This is a genomic window from Bradyrhizobium sp. 195, assembly GCF_023101665.1.
GTDB lineage: Bacteria > Pseudomonadota > Alphaproteobacteria > Rhizobiales > Xanthobacteraceae > Bradyrhizobium.
Genome location: NZ_CP082162.1, coordinates 525,542 through 541,350, shown reverse-complemented (window position 1 = coordinate 541,350; position 15,809 = coordinate 525,542). Strand labels below are relative to the sequence as shown.

At 64.2% G+C, this 15,809-nt stretch carries 13 protein-coding genes and 3 pseudogenes; 12 read left to right on the top strand and 4 right to left on the bottom strand.

What is annotated here, in order from left to right; all coding sequences use genetic code 11:
• Positions 1-173: 173 nt before the first annotated feature.
• From IVB26_RS41420 to IVB26_RS41385, 8 genes and pseudogenes are all read left to right on the top strand, one after another.
• Positions 174-780 (top strand): annotated as a pseudogene (locus tag IVB26_RS41420) (DUF1419 domain-containing protein).
• A 167-nt stretch (positions 781-947) separates the two neighbouring features.
• A pseudogene (locus IVB26_RS41415) lies at positions 948-3,005 on the top strand (N-6 DNA methylase); the annotation flags it as partial.
• A pseudogene (locus IVB26_RS41410) lies at positions 2,991-3,352 on the top strand (DUF7007 domain-containing protein); the annotation flags it as partial. The pseudogenes IVB26_RS41415 and IVB26_RS41410, both read left to right, overlap by 15 nt.
• Positions 3,353-3,355: 3 nt before the next feature.
• Positions 3,356-3,559: a hypothetical protein gene (locus tag IVB26_RS41405; RefSeq protein ID WP_247973611.1), complete on the top strand. Its 204-nt coding sequence runs from the start codon at positions 3,356-3,358 to the stop codon at positions 3,557-3,559.
• 231 nt (positions 3,560-3,790) lie between these two features.
• On the top strand, positions 3,791-4,117 hold the full coding sequence (locus tag IVB26_RS41400) for a hypothetical protein (RefSeq protein WP_247973610.1): 327 nt from the start codon (positions 3,791-3,793) through the stop codon (positions 4,115-4,117).
• A gap of 386 nt (positions 4,118-4,503) precedes the next feature.
• Positions 4,504-5,091 (top strand): hypothetical protein, encoded by a 588-nt coding sequence (locus IVB26_RS41395; protein ID WP_247973609.1) that lies wholly within the window; start codon positions 4,504-4,506, stop codon positions 5,089-5,091.
• 290 nt (positions 5,092-5,381) lie between these two features.
• Positions 5,382-6,308, top strand: coding sequence for an ArdC family protein (locus IVB26_RS41390; protein WP_247973608.1), 927 nt, complete (start codon positions 5,382-5,384; stop codon positions 6,306-6,308).
• 653 nt (positions 6,309-6,961) lie between these two features.
• Positions 6,962-7,276, top strand: a complete 315-nt coding sequence (locus IVB26_RS41385; protein WP_247973607.1) for a DUF736 domain-containing protein — start codon at positions 6,962-6,964, stop codon at positions 7,274-7,276.
• 155 nt (positions 7,277-7,431) lie between these two features.
• On the opposite strand, the gene IVB26_RS41380 is transcribed toward IVB26_RS41385, so the two are convergent.
• From IVB26_RS41380 to IVB26_RS41370, 3 genes are all read right to left on the bottom strand, one after another.
• Positions 7,432-8,649, bottom strand: coding sequence for an RHE_PE00001 family protein (locus IVB26_RS41380; RefSeq protein ID WP_247973606.1), 1,218 nt, complete (start codon positions 8,647-8,649; stop codon positions 7,432-7,434).
• A gap of 313 nt (positions 8,650-8,962) precedes the next feature.
• Entirely contained in the window at positions 8,963-9,358 is a 396-nt protein-coding gene (locus IVB26_RS41375; protein WP_247973605.1) for a type II toxin-antitoxin system VapC family toxin, read from the bottom strand.
• Positions 9,358-9,603 (bottom strand): type II toxin-antitoxin system VapB family antitoxin, encoded by a 246-nt coding sequence (locus tag IVB26_RS41370; RefSeq protein WP_247973604.1) that lies wholly within the window; start codon positions 9,601-9,603, stop codon positions 9,358-9,360. Before IVB26_RS41370 ends, IVB26_RS41375 begins: the two co-directional genes overlap by 1 nt.
• A 1,620-nt stretch (positions 9,604-11,223) precedes the next feature.
• On the opposite strand from IVB26_RS41370, the gene repA reads away from it, so the two are divergent.
• From repA to repC, 3 genes are all read left to right on the top strand, one after another.
• A complete protein-coding gene (gene repA, locus IVB26_RS41365) occupies positions 11,224-12,444 on the top strand; it encodes a plasmid partitioning protein RepA (RefSeq protein WP_458309400.1) in 1,221 nt (406 codons plus the stop codon).
• Positions 12,444-13,442 (top strand): plasmid partitioning protein RepB, encoded by a 999-nt coding sequence (gene repB / locus IVB26_RS41360; protein ID WP_247973603.1) that lies wholly within the window; start codon positions 12,444-12,446, stop codon positions 13,440-13,442. Before repA ends, repB begins: the two co-directional genes overlap by 1 nt.
• 251 nt (positions 13,443-13,693) lie before the next feature.
• Positions 13,694-14,911 (top strand): plasmid replication protein RepC, encoded by a 1,218-nt coding sequence (gene repC, locus IVB26_RS41355; RefSeq protein ID WP_247973602.1) that lies wholly within the window; start codon positions 13,694-13,696, stop codon positions 14,909-14,911.
• A 239-nt stretch (positions 14,912-15,150) separates the two neighbouring features.
• Here repC and IVB26_RS41350 read toward each other — a convergent pair whose 3' ends face one another.
• Positions 15,151-15,348, bottom strand: a complete 198-nt coding sequence (locus IVB26_RS41350) for a hypothetical protein (protein ID WP_247973601.1) — start codon at positions 15,346-15,348, stop codon at positions 15,151-15,153.
• Positions 15,349-15,496: 148 nt separating this feature from the next.
• On the opposite strand from IVB26_RS41350, the gene IVB26_RS41345 reads away from it, so the two are divergent.
• Positions 15,497-15,679: a hypothetical protein gene (locus IVB26_RS41345; RefSeq protein WP_247973600.1), complete on the top strand. Its 183-nt coding sequence runs from the start codon at positions 15,497-15,499 to the stop codon at positions 15,677-15,679.
• Positions 15,680-15,809: the final 130 nt, after the last annotated feature.

The following is a 15,809-nucleotide window of genomic DNA, read 5'->3' as shown; positions in this document are numbered from 1 at the left end:
GCTGCCGCATGCGCGGCCCGCGCGTCAAGGGTGAAGCTTCGGCCGCGTTCCGCGGCCCTTGACCCGCCGGACCTTCGATGCGGCCGGCGAGGATGCGTGAAGAAGGACTGAAGTGACAAAGAGATCAGGCGGATCGCTCGCGCTTCAGTCCGGCAGGCCAAGAGGAGCCGTCCATGCACACCTCACCCACCACCCGCAAAGTCTTCGAAGGCGTCGCGACGCGCCACGAGATGCACCGTATGTTCAACCGCCATCGTGGCCATCCGGCAGTCGCTGAAGGCGCCGCCGCCCACCTCTTTGCCGGCGAATGGTTCGAGATTGCCGAGTCCGAGCATGACTACATGTTCGAAATCCTGCCGCCGCTATGGATGCGCCCGGACATGTTCGCGATGCGCGAATTCATGACGGCAAGCGTGACAAGCGTCTTTCTGTCCCTGTCTATTGACGGCCAGATGCGCTGGTTCCACGGCTATTGCGACCTGTCGGACAGAGCGTCGCCGGAGCGGATGAGTGCCGCGATCATCGAAGCGCGAGTCTCGTCCTGTCCGCGCGATGACGCGCGAAGAGCGGCTCGAGCACATCTGGTCGAGCACGCATGACGACTACCGCCGCTACGCCGGCGAGCGCTGGCCCGCGGCCGTGCGCGGCCGCCGCAACGTGCTCGTCTATGCCGGCCGGCATGGCACCGCGCTGAAGCTGCTGGACGACCTTACCGAAATGGAGATCGCAGCGAAACTGCCCGTGCAGCTCCGCCACCTGCCGGAAGCGGCAGCGGCCTAGCCGAGCCGCCCGCCCTCCTCGACGTGCGAACAGCCCGGCCCTGCCGGGCTTCGCTATTTGAGCACACGGCCTTGCGGCGGCTCTCCCGTCAATCTCGCAAGAACGTGCCGTCCGCCGCAGCCGCGGCGGCGACGCGGTCGCGCGCGCCCAGCAGAAGGACATCTCCAATGGCGCAGGACGACCCTTTCACGATCGACCTCTTCGGCAACACCGCCCTTTCGTCGGGGCTCGGTCTCGGCGTCACCGCCTTCGCCGCTGACTTGGACGGCGACGACCATGACCGCGATCCGCCGCAGTCGGCCCCGGCCCCCGCCGCGCCGGCGTTCGCCCCCGCACGGGCTCGCGAGCCGAATGCCGTAAAGCGCGGCGACAACTTCCACCTCGCCGGCGACCGCGGTCTGGCAAAGGGTTGGAAGCAGCGCGCCCGCGAAAGCGTCGCCGCCATTCGGCTCGCCGTGCGGATCGAGGCGGAGCAGCGGCCCGCCTCGCCGGACGAGCAGCGGCAGTTGATCCGCTTCACGGGCTTCGGCGCTTCCGAGCTCGCCAACGGCGTCTTCCGTAAGCCGGGCGAATCCGAGTTCGCGAGTGGCTGGGGGGAGATCGGCGCCGATCTCGAGGACGCCGTCGACGACGCCGGCTACGCCTCGCTCGCGCGGTGCACCCAGTACGCCCACTTCACGCCCGAGTTTATCGTCAGCGCGATCTGGTCGGGCCTGCAGCGCCTCGGCTGGCGCGGCGGCCGCGTGCTCGAGCCGGGCATCGGCACCGGGCTGTTTCCGGCGCTGATGCCGGACGAACTACGCGAGACTGGCCACGTCACGGGCGTCGAGCTCGATCCCGTTACCGCGCGCATCGTCCGGCTGCTGCAGCCGCGGGCGCGGATCGTCACAGGCGATTTCGCGCGCACCGAGCTGCCGGCGAGTTTTGACCTCGCCGTCGGCAATCCGCCGTTCTCGGACCCGACCGTGCGCTCGGATCGCGTGTACCGGCCGATGGGCCTTCGGATGCACGACTATTTCATCGCGAGGGCAATCGACCTCCTGAAGCCCGGCGGCCTCGCCGCCTTCGTCACGAACTCCGGCACGATGGACAAGGTGGACGCCTCGGCGCGTCAGCACATCGCGAAGTCGGCCGACCTGATCGCAGCCATTCGCCTGCCCGAGGGCAGCTTCCGCGCCAGCGCCGGCACCGACGTCGTCGTCGACATCCTGTTCTTCCGCAAGCGCAAGGTCGGCGACGCGGAAGGCGACCTGTCATGGCTCGCCCTCGACGAGGTTCGGCCAGCGGCGGAAGACGAGAGCGCGATCCGCGTGGACCGATGGTTCGTGCAGCACACGAATTTCGTGCTCGGCGCGCATGCGCTCGCGTCTGGTCGCCTTCGGCGAGGCCTACACCTGCCTGCCGCGCGAGGACGAGGATCTCGAAGCGACGCTCAAAGCCGCGATCGGCCTCCTCCGCAAGCCGTCTACGACGGCGAGCCGGAGGTGATCGATCCCGACCTCGAAGAAGCCGGTGATCCATCTGACGCCAATTGGGCCGCCGATCGCCACGTGCGCGAGGGCAGCTACTTTTTCGACAAGGCCCACGGCTTGATGCAGGTCGTCGACGGGGGCCCGGTCGCGGTGAATGCGCGCAAGGGCCGCAGCGCCGACGGCATCCCAAAAAAGCACGTGCGCATCATCCGGAGGCTGATCCCGGTCCGCGACGCCGTGCGCGAGGTGTTGAAGGCGCAGGAGCTCGACCGGCCGTGGAAAGACGCGCAGGTCAGGCTGCGCATCGCCTGGTCGAATTTCGTCCGCGACTTCGGCCCGATCAACTTTACGACCGTCTCGACCGTCGAAGACGAGGAGACCGGCGAGGTACACGAGATGCATCGCCGGCCGAACATTCAGCCCTTCCTCGACGATCCCGATTGCTGGCTGGTCGCCTCGATCGAGGATTACGATCTCGAGACCAACACCGCGAAGCCCGGGCCGATCTTCACCGAGCGGGTGATCGCGCCGCCCGCGGCCCCGGAAATCACCAGCGCGGCAGACGCGCTCGCCGTCGTGCTCAACGAGCGCGGCCGCGTGGACATTGACCACATCGCCGAGCTGCTTCACCGCAACCGCGACGACGTCGTCGCCGAACTCGGCAGCGCGATCTTCCGCGACCTGGCGGACGGCTCCTGGCAGACGGCCGAAGCCTATCTGTCGGGACACGTGCGGGACAAGCTCTTCACGGCGTTCGAACGGCGTTGCGCCGAGAGAACCATCAAGGACAGTTGGCCCGACATCTGGGAGGCGATTTCCGGCATGATCCTCCAGGCGGGCGAGTCCCGCGAAAAGGATCGCCGCGCCTTCGACCAGCGCACGGGCGTGACTGGGTCGTCGTCTCTGCCATCACTTCCAAGCACGAGAGCGGCTTCGTCCAGGTCGTTGCGACGCTCGGCGGAAAGCGCGGGCCCGGGACTGAGGAGCGCCGCTTCCTCGTGCCGTCCGGCGAGTATCAGGTCGGACGCTTCGGCATCGTGATCGACGAGGCCCGCCACCAGGTCTACGGCGGCCCCTCCGACTTCGTCGGCTGGAGGTGACCCATGCCCTGGCGCCTCATTGCCAAAGCCTTCGGCTGGCGCATGGCCACTGACGAGCACGGCGAAACGCCGGTCCTCGTCGTCTGGCATCCGCGACTTCGACGGCATTTCACCGGCACCGACGCTTGGAGGTGCGCCGTGCGCGTATCCATCCATGCGCCGAAGCCCTGCCCGGCTGACGTCGACAGAAAGGAGACTCAGCCATGAATGCCTTGCCGCCGTCGATCTCCTCATGCACGTGCACCATTATCCCGAGAGCGCCATCGCCTACGCACTCGACGGCATCCTTACGCCAGGCATGCGCAAGCACGCTGGCATCGATTCGGCGCGGGGCATCGCTGGCGACGACGTCGCTTCATCCATCGTCGCGGGGTCCCTCCCGGACGACAACACTCCTGACGAGTCCGCCTTTCCTCTATGGCCTGTGAGGACGGAGCGATGACTGAGCCTCAAGACCAATGCCTCCTACTCGCGCGCATGAAAGCCGCGCAAGCCGAGACGCAGCGCCGTCTCGGCCTCATCGAACGCCAGATCGCGTCACGGGCCGAACGGCTGACGATCACCGACCGAACGAAGCGCAGGCAGCGCGGCCGTAACGCATCGAGCTGGACGAGCGCGGACGAGCGGCTGTTTCAGCAGCATGTCGCGGAGCTCGGCCTTGGCTCTCGCGGCGATATCGACGCCCTCACGCGAAAGCTCGATCGGCAGGAGACGGCGATCGCCGAGTTTCGGACGCACCACTGCGTTTCCGCTGCGTGGCGGTGAGAGACGAAGGACGCACCAATTGGAGTGCGAGCGGAGCGCGGACACTTGATGTCGAGACGGAGAGTTCAGCAGGTTTGGCCCAACCTCTCCGGTTTCGGCGGCTCGCTGCCCCTTGGCCGGCGCTCCCTCGGTTTGTGCTGCGGTCTGAACCTGCCGCGGTCCGCTTCAAGGGCAAGTCGCGAGGCGATCGGCGGCCGCCGTCTCGCGATGAGGGGCCGCGTCCTTCGCAGGCCTGAGGGCCCGCTCGCCCGCGACCCACTCACGCTCACCTTGGCAGCCGCCACCCCCTGAAGCGGCCCGTTGAAGCCGGTTCTGGTCGACCGCACCCGAGGGAGCGACGGCAAAGGGCGATCGCTCCCAAGGCGAAACCGAGAAAGGATCTCACCATGACCAAAACTGCTCGCTCCTCTCGCGCCAGCGCCCGTGTCATCCCGCTTCGCAAGGGCACCACTCTCGAGATGGTCCGGCTCGCCTGTCCAGACTCGGCGCAGGCACAGCGCATCTCTGAAAGCTTCGGCCTCGCAATCCTGGACAGCGACGGTATCCGAGATCTGCATGAGCGGCTCATCGTCGAAACCGCCGACGCGCTCAAGGATGGCCTGAGCGAACGCGCCATGCAAATCCACCTTCAACGGATCGTCGGTGCTTATGTCGGATCGGCGCACGGCGCCGGCCAGTTCTACACCCGAGCAGTCACTGAAGCGCGAGATGCCACCGCCAAGCTCGCCAACGACAGCCGCGATGAGGACCTCGATGGTCCGGTCGGCTTCGATAGCCAGGCACGGCGCAAGCGTGAATTCGCCGCCGACATGGGCGCGCAGGCTCACGCGCTTCGCATGGCCGCTGAGGGGGCCGTCGGCGCCTACGAGCAGGTTATCGGCGAGCCTTGGAAGCCCTTCGAGCGGCAGGTCGAGCACGCCGGCGAAACTGTCACCAAGAAGGCCGCCGCGGCTCAGATGGCGGTCTTCGAGTAGACCTCAAGGCGGGGCCTCGGACCCGCCTTCCACATGTTGATGCCGCGAGGGCTGGTCGCGAGACCGGCCCTTTTTCCTGTCGCCGGCAAATCCAACAAGAAAAACGGCGCGTCGCGCCAGTGTGGCCCCTCCCGCTCGGTGGTCTTGCGGCGGATACGGCGCCCGCGCAACGGCTGCGCCGTCCTCCGCTGCGCTGCGGCCCGGCCGGGTGCGCGAGCGCCTTAGTGCCGCCGCGGCAGACCTCGCGAGGGGCCGCGGCAGGCGCGGCCTCCGAGACGGAGGTCATCGAAATGAGCAGGAACGAAGAAAAACCGCGCGCCGACATCTACGCGCGTATCACCGATCGCATCGTCGCGGACCTGGAGCGCGGCGTGCGGCCGTGGGTCAGGCCGTGGAATGCGGTCAACGCGGCTGGGCGAATTACGCGGCCACTGCGCCACAACGGGATGCCCTACCAAGGCATCAACGTCGTGCTGCTCTGGTCGGAAGCCGTATCGCGCGGCTTCACATCGCCGATTTGGATGACATTCAAGCAATCTCTCGAGCTCGGCGGCCACGTCCGCAAAGGCGAGAGCGGAACCATGGTCGTCTACGCAAACCGGATCACTAAGATCGAGACGGACGACAACGGCGACGACGTCGAGCGGACCGTGCCGTTCCTGCGGGCCTACACCGTGTTCTGCGTCGATCAGATCGACGGCCTGCCCGACCACTACTACTCGCGCCCTGCTCCGAGCACGCCGCCGGCGCAGCGCATCGCGCACGTGGACGCGTTCTTCGCGAACACCGGCGCGACCATTCGGCACGGCGGCGACAAGGCGTTCTTCGCGCCATCGCTCGATCTCATCCAGATGCCACCGTTCGAGACCTTCCGCGACGCGGAGAGTTATGCGGCCACGCTCGCGCATGAGTGCGTGCACTGGACCGCGCCGGCGCACCGCGTCAATCGCGATCTTAGCCGCTACGCAAAGGATAGCAGCGAGCGCGCCCGCGAGGAGCTTGTGGCCGAACTCGGAAGCTGTTTCCTTAGCGCCGATCTCGCCATCGTGCCGGAGCTTGAGCCGCGCGCCGACCACGCGAGTTACCTTGCGTCGTGGCTGGAAGTGCTGGCCAACGACAAGCACTTCATTTTTTCAGCGGCGGCGCACGCGCAGCGCGCCGTGACCTATTTGCACGATCTTCAGCCGAAGCCGGCCGAAATCGACCAGGCGGCATGAGCGCGACGCCATCGCGTCTCGCCCTTGCTCTTCAGCCTTCATGAGCTCACCAAGGCCCTCGCCTAGCGGCGAGGTCCTTCTTGGGCACAGTCGTGTGCTTCTGTCTTCCGGAGGCGGAGGCACTTCCCCTCACCTCCTCCAGCGCGGCTAGGGGTTTTCCGCGTGGGGGCCGCTAGGATCCCGAGATATCCGTCTGTTCCTCAACGGGGGTCTTCCCGCAGAAGCTCAAGGGGGATGCAGCACGAAATACGTTCGTCCGACATCGTCCTCGCGGTGGCCGTACCTCGAAAAGACTCAGCAGGGGCGCGGGCGAGTCTCTTAGTCAGCGTGGCCCTGCGGTTGTCGTGCGGTGCGCCTGCTTCTCACCAGACATATCCCCTCGGTCGGCCTGACGCGCCCAGTGCGTCCTCGATTTGGCATGTCTAACCGAAGGCCGTCGTCGCTGCGCTCCGCCTCGATTCCATGACCGCAACGGCCGTTCGCGGCTTTCTTCCCTTGGCCGCTGCGCGCCCATTCCTCGCGAGACAAGAAAGCCTCGCCCTGGCCGCCCTCCACTGGGTTGCGGCCCTTCGGGTGCGGTCCAATCGCCTCCGGTCAACGACAGCCATCGAAGTCGCGGTGGTCGCGGCCCGAGAACCGAAGAGGATACGAACATGGCTACCATCGGCAACTTCATCGTGAACGGCAACGGCTTCGTGGGCACCGTCAAGACTCTCGCCCTCGGTACCGTGAAGGCCAAGATCGTCGCGGCCGACCGCACCTCGGAGAAAGCGCCGGACTACCGCATCTTCGCCGGCACCGTCGAATTCGGCGCCGCGTGGAAGAAGAAGTCTCAGGAGCAGAACCGCGACTACCTCTCGGTCAAGCTCGACGACCCGAGCTTCGCGGCGCCGATCTACGCCACGCTGGTCGAGGTCGAAGGCGAGGAAGGTCACTCGCTCATCTGGTCTCGCCCGAACCGCGACTGAAACAGCGCGCAAGAAGGCCTCGTCAGTGGCGAGGCATTCGCCTGCTGAAAGGCAGAGACAACGACGAGAACGCGCGTATGCCGGCCAAGCGCTCGAGCACGGTGCAATCCGGATTGGCCACCTCAGCAAAGGATATTTTGTTCCGCCGAGGTCTCTTAGAGGATTCCCCACGCCCGGTACCGCCCTCGCCCGGTGGCCTCGCGCAAGCCAAGCTCGATTACCAGGCTCAATGCTGCGCGTGACGTGATCCCCAATTCTTCAGCGATCATGCCGGCAGAGACGACCGGGCGGGTCAACACGTAATCGACGAGCGCAGGCAGTTTGGAAGTCGACCGGCGGCCGGTTAGTTTCCGAAGTAGTAGCGTGCGTTGGTTGAGCCAGCGATCGTGCGCCTTCACTCCGGCTTCGGCTGCAGCCGTGATCGCATCTAGCTCCGCGACAAGCCGTGTCGCGGTGTCGCGCGACCGGCGCCGCTCGCGCGGGATGGTTTTGAGCCCATCGAACAGGCAGGCGAGGTGCGAGCGTGTTTTACCGCGTTGACGCAACAGTGCCGCCGCTAGCAATTGGCCGAGCCATGGCCTGTGCTGTAGCGGTTCGATGCTGCGCCATGCATCGGCGGCAACGGCCGCCGCGAGCGTCGGCGGCAGGCTGCGGGCTTCATCAAGGCTGTCGCGCCAGGCGGCAAGGCGCGCGTCCTCGTCCCAGTCGATGTCGTAGACCAGTGGATCGCGCTCGGTCGCGCGGCGCATCTGAGTTCGGGTATCGCTGGCGAGGGCGCGATCGGCCTTGGCGATCGCTGCATCGACCGCGGCGAACGCCTCCGACAGCCGATCGTCCGTTGCGGCTAGTGCAAGGGGCTCGTCTGCCTCCAACACATCGCCGGCCTCCTTCGCATTGCGCCCCCCTCCCCGATTCCCTTCCTGCTCGCCGCCTACCCCGTCCAGGTCGTCCATCCCGTCTTGGCCGCGCAAGATGGTAAGTCCGGCCGGCGACAAAGCCCAGTCGGACTTTTCCCGGTCGATGCGACGGCGGGCGCGCAGCACGGCGCGTGCCCGAGTCAGCTCATGGGTCGGTGCTCGGATATCCATGCCGGCGTCATGGAGAACCAGATCTTCGAGGTGGACGAGCTCGCCCTCCAGCCATAGACTGGCGCAGGCATCGGTGAAGTGGTTTCGGCTGATCCACCCATCCCGAATTGGGCTTTTTGCGAGGCGTTCGTCGAGGCGGGCAAGCGCGTCCTCCGCGGTCGCAAGCGGGCGGGCGATAGCGGCCCAAGGCAACGGATCTGGCGTTTTGTAGCCGAAGAGCAAGGCCTTGATAACCTTAACAGGTGCTGCTGAAACGGAATCTATCAGGCGGATAGCTTCCGTCATAGCGAGGGCTGCTTTCCCTTGCCTTGCTAGCCCCTCTTATCGACAACAATCCACGTCAGAACTCAAATTCAGTGGCTCTCGCGGCCCAAGGGCCTGAAAATCAAGCCAACGGGCTTCCCCGCCAAAGGAGCGTCGACCCCAGCCGACCGCGGCCATCCGACACGGCCCGTGCCGCCATCGATTTGGTGGTTTGAGACAGCCCCGCCTTCTTCGGAAGGCCCCTGCCCTCCCAATCGCTGGCCGGTTATCGACTGGGATTTGTATCTCCTGGTCCTGGTCTACACTTGCCGTGAGCACTCCTGCGCCGACGGCGTCATGCCGCTTCGATGTCAGTCTGCGGGAAATCGGTGCCTTTGAACATCAAAGGCTCGCCGAAATGGCGGGCGCATGCATAGGCAAAACAGTCCCCGAAATTGAGCCGTGCCGGGTGCCGGCCCTTGCCGTAACGGTCAAAGGCGTCGAGCGCTATCCGGGCCGTTTCGGGTGGCACTTGCGCCATCTTGATCTCCATCAGCGCCAGATAACTCTCGACCGCTTCGCTAGCCTCAGAGATAGGGAGACCAAGCACTCGGGCTACGGCAATCGCTGCCTCCCACACTGCCAGCGGCGAGGTCAGTCGCGTGGCCGCTTGGTGAAGGCGCGCCAAAAGCTCCCGCGCTTCGTCTTCGTCGGTCAGCATGGCGGTCAGCGCCGAGGCATCGATAAACATCAATCGTCCCCGTAAAGGCCGTCGCGGAACGCCTTGTCTGCGGGCTTGCCCTTTTGCGGATTGCTCCTGGCCCGGAGATCGCGACAGAACTGTACGCCCAGATCGACCAAGGACGGCTTGCCCTGCTCGCGCTCCAACTCGTGGGCAAGCGCCGTATGCACGGCCTCGGTGAGTCCGATCTTCTTGAGCGCGGCGACCTTGCGAGCCAACGCGTCGGTCTCGGGATTCTTGATATGGAAGGCCATTGGGCGCTCCGGTATCCGCCGCCGTGTATCCTTAATATCATGTCGGATACACCGCACGAAGGCCAGCCCCAAATTGATCGCCAAGGCCTCCTTGGCGGTGTTAGGGGAATCTGTTGGTTAACATCGCGTGAAGTTCCTCCCCCTCGAACTTTTAGGGAACTGGAATCTGAACCAGGACGCTCCTCCTAGAAGTATGTTCCGAATGCCAGCAGCCGTTGTGACGCGTCCAACCCAGCCGTTAGTAGAGCCGGTGGGCTCGCTATTTCCTGTTTCCGACAGCTCCGCGCTGCCTGTCGGCACATGCGACCGAAACGGACGCTCAAACGGGTGCAATTGCAGAGGCCCCTAGAGCTGGGAGGTCCGCGCCTCTTTTTTGCCGGGGCACGGCACCAGGGCCGATGCAACCTGAAGATTCGCGGGTCGGATCGCGTTATCTCGATCGCCCCAGGTGGGCGGAATGAATCTTCGTTCAGCGGAGCGCCTGACGCTCAGATTTCCGGACGTGAGGCAAGCGAGTATAGTTCTCCAGCTTGTTGACCGCGGTCAACTTTCGAATTCGGAGCGTGCAAGGTGTTGGTTGATGGTGTAGAGGTGTCATAACACCTCCCTGAGACAAGGCCATGGCGGGAGGTCCTAGCGCAAGAGCGACCGACATTTCACTCAAAGCACAACTAAGGGAGCGGTCCGGCCTCAGAAACTGCGCCCTTGGAAAAGTTGACCGCGGTCAACTTTCTATAGCTCCGCACGAAGCCCCCGACCCCCCTGTTCGATGTCAGCGGGCAGGTTTGGTAAACGCTTGCCGGCCCTTCCGCTGAGGTCCGTCGGAATTCGACCGTCATAGCTGCCTCGGCCGCGGGCAGGTCGACGATGTGTGAGAGCTCGCTTCAGCGGTCCAGATGAGCTTCCTCGAAAATCCGCCGATAAGAAGGAGTTCGGCTCGCGGTCATCATCCAGTTTCCGGCTGGTGCGAGGCTAGATCGAAAGGCACCCTTCTCCGGTCCGACCGACCGTTTATGGCGATGAGGTTCTGCGCTGTTGCGCCGTCGGCATGGGGCATCGTCTCGCAGTTGGCGCAGATGACGCGGGAGTCGAGCTGTTCGAAAGGTCGTAAAGCCGGCTCAGCCCACGAAGAAAGGTGGTGACGCCCTGTGCGCACTTTTCCTCTGCAACGGATGGTTCGGAAGTCTTAGAGAGAAGGGCTCCGTTGAGATCCTAAGCTCCTTCATCTCGTCATGGGACGAGATTCTTCACCACACGCGGTCCAATAGGGGGCGCGATGTTGTAGCTGATAGCGCCGAGCGGCCCCGGCGGGCAGGGTGATCGAGGTGTTCGACGCCGACCAGTCAGGCCGAGACCACCTGTCAGATAGGCGACGGTGATCGCGGTTGAACTTCATCGAGCGGGGATCGCTTCTCGCCCGCATGTTGCTGCTGTTGAAATCGCGATCCATGAAGAGAGCTCGGTCTTTGCACGACTGGTTCGGCTCAGCCCGAGCCGTCCTGCAGCCCTTAATCTCTCGTTAACCCTTTCTTCATTGCCGAACGGTAGAGAATCGGAGTTACTAACGCCGAATGTAGAGTTTTCGGCAAAATGTCGTAACCACGAGATGCCGCCGTGTCTTTGACAGAACGAAAAGTCGCCGGTCATTCGGCGTTAAATGAGCCTCGCGCGATCCATGAACTGATCGCTGCGGACGCTCGCGAGCTGTCGGCGAAGCTTGTCGCCCACAGACTTAAGCTCTTCCCCCCGAAAGCGGCCAAAACCTTACGTCGATTCTCGTCCGGCGAAGCGGCCAAGTTGATCGGCGTGAACGACTCCTATTTGCGGCAGTTGTCGCTCGAGAAGAAGGGGCCCGAGCCCGAGATCGGCCCGGCCGGCCGACGTCTCTATTCCTTGGGCGACATCCAGGCCCTTCGGACCTATCTCGATGAGACCGGAAAGGCCTCGCGCCGATATCTGCCGACGCGCAGGGAAGGGGAGCATCTGCAGGTCATAGCCGTCGTCAACTTTAAGGGCGGTAGCGGCAAGACCACCAGCGCGGCGCACCTGGCCCAGCACCTCGCCTTGCAGGGATATCGAGTTCTTGCCGTCGACCTCGATCCTCAGGCGTCCTTGTCGGCTCTGCATGGATACCAGCCCGAATTCGACGTCGAAGAGAACGGCACCTTGTATGGTGCCATCCGCTACGACGACAGCCGCCGCGAACTGAGCGACATCATCCGACGGACCTACTTCCCGCTCCTGGATATCGTACCAGCGAACATCGAACTGATGGAATTCGAGCACGAGACGCCCAAGGCTCTGGCCCAACGGCAGTCCGGAGACCCACTCTTCTTCGCAAGGGTGGCGACGGTGCTCGGGTCGGTGGAAGCGAACTACGACGCCGTTGTCATCGATTGTCCGCCCCAGCTGGGATTTCTCACGCTGTCGGCGCTATGCGCCGCAACCGCAGTCCTCATCCCGGTGCACCCCCAAATGCTCGACGTGATGTCGATGTCGCAGTTTCTCCTGATGACCTCGGACTTGCTGGAAGTCGTCGCGAAAGCCGGCGGCAACATGAACTACGATTGGATGAGATATCTCGTCACCCGCTACGAACCCGGCGACGGTCCGCAGGCGCAGATGGTCGGCTTCATGAGATCGCTTTTCGGCGATCGCATGATCACAAACATGATGCTGAAAAGCACCGCTATCAGTGACGCCGGCATCACCAAGCAAACCCTCTACGAGGTGCCGCGCGAACAGTTCACGCGATCGACCTACGACCGCGCGATGGAATCGCTCGACGGCGTCAATGGCGAGATCCAGAATCTCATGCAAGCGGCCTGGGGGAGAGCCTGATGGGACGCAAGAACCTACTCAGCGATCTGCTGAGCGATGCCACGCAAGCCGCTCCGAGCGCGCCGCCGGCGGAAGAGGGGAGGGCACCGCAGCCGACCCTCGGCGGGCGTGGAGTTGTCGGAGCGATGAGTCGATCGCTTGAGCGATTGTCGGCCGAGAGCGAAGCGGCGAGAGCGCTGGCCGATCGGTTCGCCAATGGCGAGACAGTGCTCGAAATCGATCCCTCGCTGATCGACGCATCAATCGTACCAGACCGGATGCCTGGTGCGGACGAGGAGCATGAGGCGCTGGTCCAATCGATCTCCGCCAACGGCCAGCTCGTCCCCGTTTTACTGCGTCCTCATCCGAGTCAGCCGGCCCGCTACCAGACGGCTTACGGTCATCGCCGGGTGAGGGCGCTGAAGGCGCTCGGAAAGCCAGTTCGTGCGGTCATCAGGAAGATGACTGACGAAGAGCTCGTGGTGGCGCAAGGCAAGGAGAACGGCGAACGGAAGGATCTTTCGTTCATCGAGAGGGCAATCTACGCCGTCGCTCTTGAGGACCGCGAGTTCAAGCGCGACACGATCGGCTCCGCCCTTAGCGTCGACAAGACCGAACTCTCCCGCCTGATCTCGGTCGGCCGAGCCATTCCGCGTGCGTTGATCGAGGCGATCGGCCCAGCGCCGAAGACGGGCCGGAGACGCTGGATGGAGCTCGAAGCCTTGCTCCAGGGCAGGGATGCAATCGGCGACTTGGCACAGCTGGTATCGAGCCAGACCTTTCGCAGTAAAGATTCCGATGCGCGCTTCCTTGCCGTATGTGCAGCGCTTGCGCCCAGGCCGCAGCGAACGGAACCAGAGTCTTGGACGTCCGCTGACGGCAAGGCGGTCGCCTCGATCGAACGCAAAACGGAAAAGACCACCCTCGCAGTAAACGAGAAGGTCGCCCCGGGGTTCGGTGAATTCGTCGTCGGGCGGCTAGGTGAACTCTACTTGGAGTACCTCAAGGGAACCGCGTAAGCGCGCTTCCCGAGGCTCCTGCAGAACATGGCGCAGCCAGCCGAGAGGGCTTGCCGCGCGATCAGTAGGCGTATCGATTTTCAACAGAGGAGTAGAACGCAAAGAAAAAGGCCCCCGAAACGTCTCCGCCCGGAAGCCTTCTCTAACGTGTAAGCAGCCTTAGAGAATCACGGACGCGAATCCCAGTCAAGCGTATTTGCTGCGGTATCGATTCGCCGAGCGCTTTTTCTTTGCCTGGAAAGGCGAAGAACATGACCGACAGTCACCCAACGACGCCCTTCGGGCGGCGAACGCTAACGCTTGCCATGGTGACGAGCCAGGCGGCCGCAAAGGCATGCCCTGAAGGCAGAGTAGTTCACAAGTGGAAGATCTTCCGCGCGATCACCGATGCGAGGGAGCGGCTCGATATCTCGGATCGTGCGTTGACCGTGCTCAACGCCTTGCTGACGTGTCTGCCAGAGACGGCTCTCACCCCTGGCAACCTCGTTGTCTTCCCCTCTAACGCGTCTCTGAGCGAGCGCGCGCATGGCATGGCAGGGACCACGCTCCGCCGGCATCTGTTCGCGCTGGTCAACGCGGGACTCATCATCCGCCGCGATAGCCCCAACGGAAAGCGATACGCTCGGCGATCCGGCGATGGCACAATCGAGCAGGCGTTCGGGTTCGATCTGACGCCGATCGTTGCGCGGGCCGAGGAGTTCGATCGTCTGGCCGACGAGGTGAGGATCGAGCGCCGCACCATCGCCCTGGCGCGGGAGCGTGTCTCGATACTCCGGCGGGATATCGCCAAGATCATTGCCGTTGCGGCGGAGGAGGGGGCCCTGGGCGACTGGGGGGATATTCGGAGGCGCTTTGCCGGTCTCAGTGGCCGCTTGCCGCGCGCGGTCGGGCTAGGCCTGCTCGAGCCTCTGGCCGAAAACCTGGAGCGTCTCGCCGCAGAGGCAGGCAAGCTGTTGGATTCTCATCTCTCTGCACAGAAAACGGACGGCAATGACAGCCATTCCGGCGCGCACTATCAGAATTCAAATCCAGACCCCTCTATTGAACTTGAACCAGCCTCCCAAAAAGGCGGGGGGGCGATCAGTGAAATCCAACCGGTACCGGAGAGGAGGAGCCAACAGGCGACGGGATTCCCGTTGGGGCTGATCCTCAAGGCTTGCCCCGACATTGCGATGTACTCGCGGACCGGAATCGGAAGCTGGCCGGAATTCATCGCCACGGCCGCGGTCGTTCGATCGGCGCTGGGGGTCAGCCCGAGCGCTTGGGAAGACGCCGTGGACGCGATGGGCGAGGGCGATGCAGCGGTTACGGTCGCCGCGATCCTGCAACGCTCGGCGGAAGTCAAAAGCCCGGGCGGCTACCTGCGGGGTCTTACGGCGAAAGCTAGGGCCGGCAATTATTCCATCGGACCGCAGATCATGGCGCTCTGGAAGAAGCAAAAGACTGCGAATGATAAACAGGCTTCCTAGCAGCGAGCGGGCATTCCGACGCCCTGCGACTGCGTCTCCAGAACCGCGGGACGCGAACTGCACTGCGGGCGTGATTGAAGTGTTCGATGGTTCGATAGAAGCGATGCCACCGCCGGAAGGCGCGGGAGGCACCGTGGCGCGATGTAAAGGAAGGAGAAGGGGAGTGGCAGAACACAGACTAAGAGCGCGCCCACGATGTGGCGGTGAAGCGGCCCACGATCTGCACCGCGACCTTTTCGTCAGTCGCCAGAGCCGGAGAACAGCACGGTCGGTGGCGTTGCGCGCGGGGGCAGGATGGACCGTCCGCCGGGTGATCCTGGTCTGCTCTTGAGGTCGTATCGCTTGGCCAGGTCCAGGAGCCGCCGCCGGGTGAATGGGTCCGCGTTCTCGGCTAGATCGCGCGCCCGCTGCGCGAAACTCCTGTAAAATTCTTCCACGACGCCACCCCCGCAACATCACTGAAAGCCGGATTTCAATGCTAGATGCGCTCCACGTCAAGCGGTCTGGTGCATACGGACAAGTTTCGGCGATCTACTTGTGCTCGCGGCGCACCGGGAACTAAGCTGGTCCCGGCAGGGAAAAACCATGACTCCGCTCTACCTGAGCCGGACGCTGTGCCCGAAGTGCGGGAAGCCGATGACGGCTGTGCCCGATGACGTCGCGCCGGGCCGGCCGCGCTACGTCTGCCTGGCCTGCGAAGACGATCCGCTGCGCGATCCCGCCGCCCGGAAATGGGCGGAAAGTCCGCTGCGGCCCCCGGCCAAGTAACGTTCGAACCGAAATCGAGCCCGGCAGCCGGATCTGCTGTTGACGTCGATCGTGCTCACAACCCGCACCAATGCTGTGCGGCCTTGCAACCGGCACGCCGAGCTTCGTCCCATCGCGCGTGCCGGCGGAA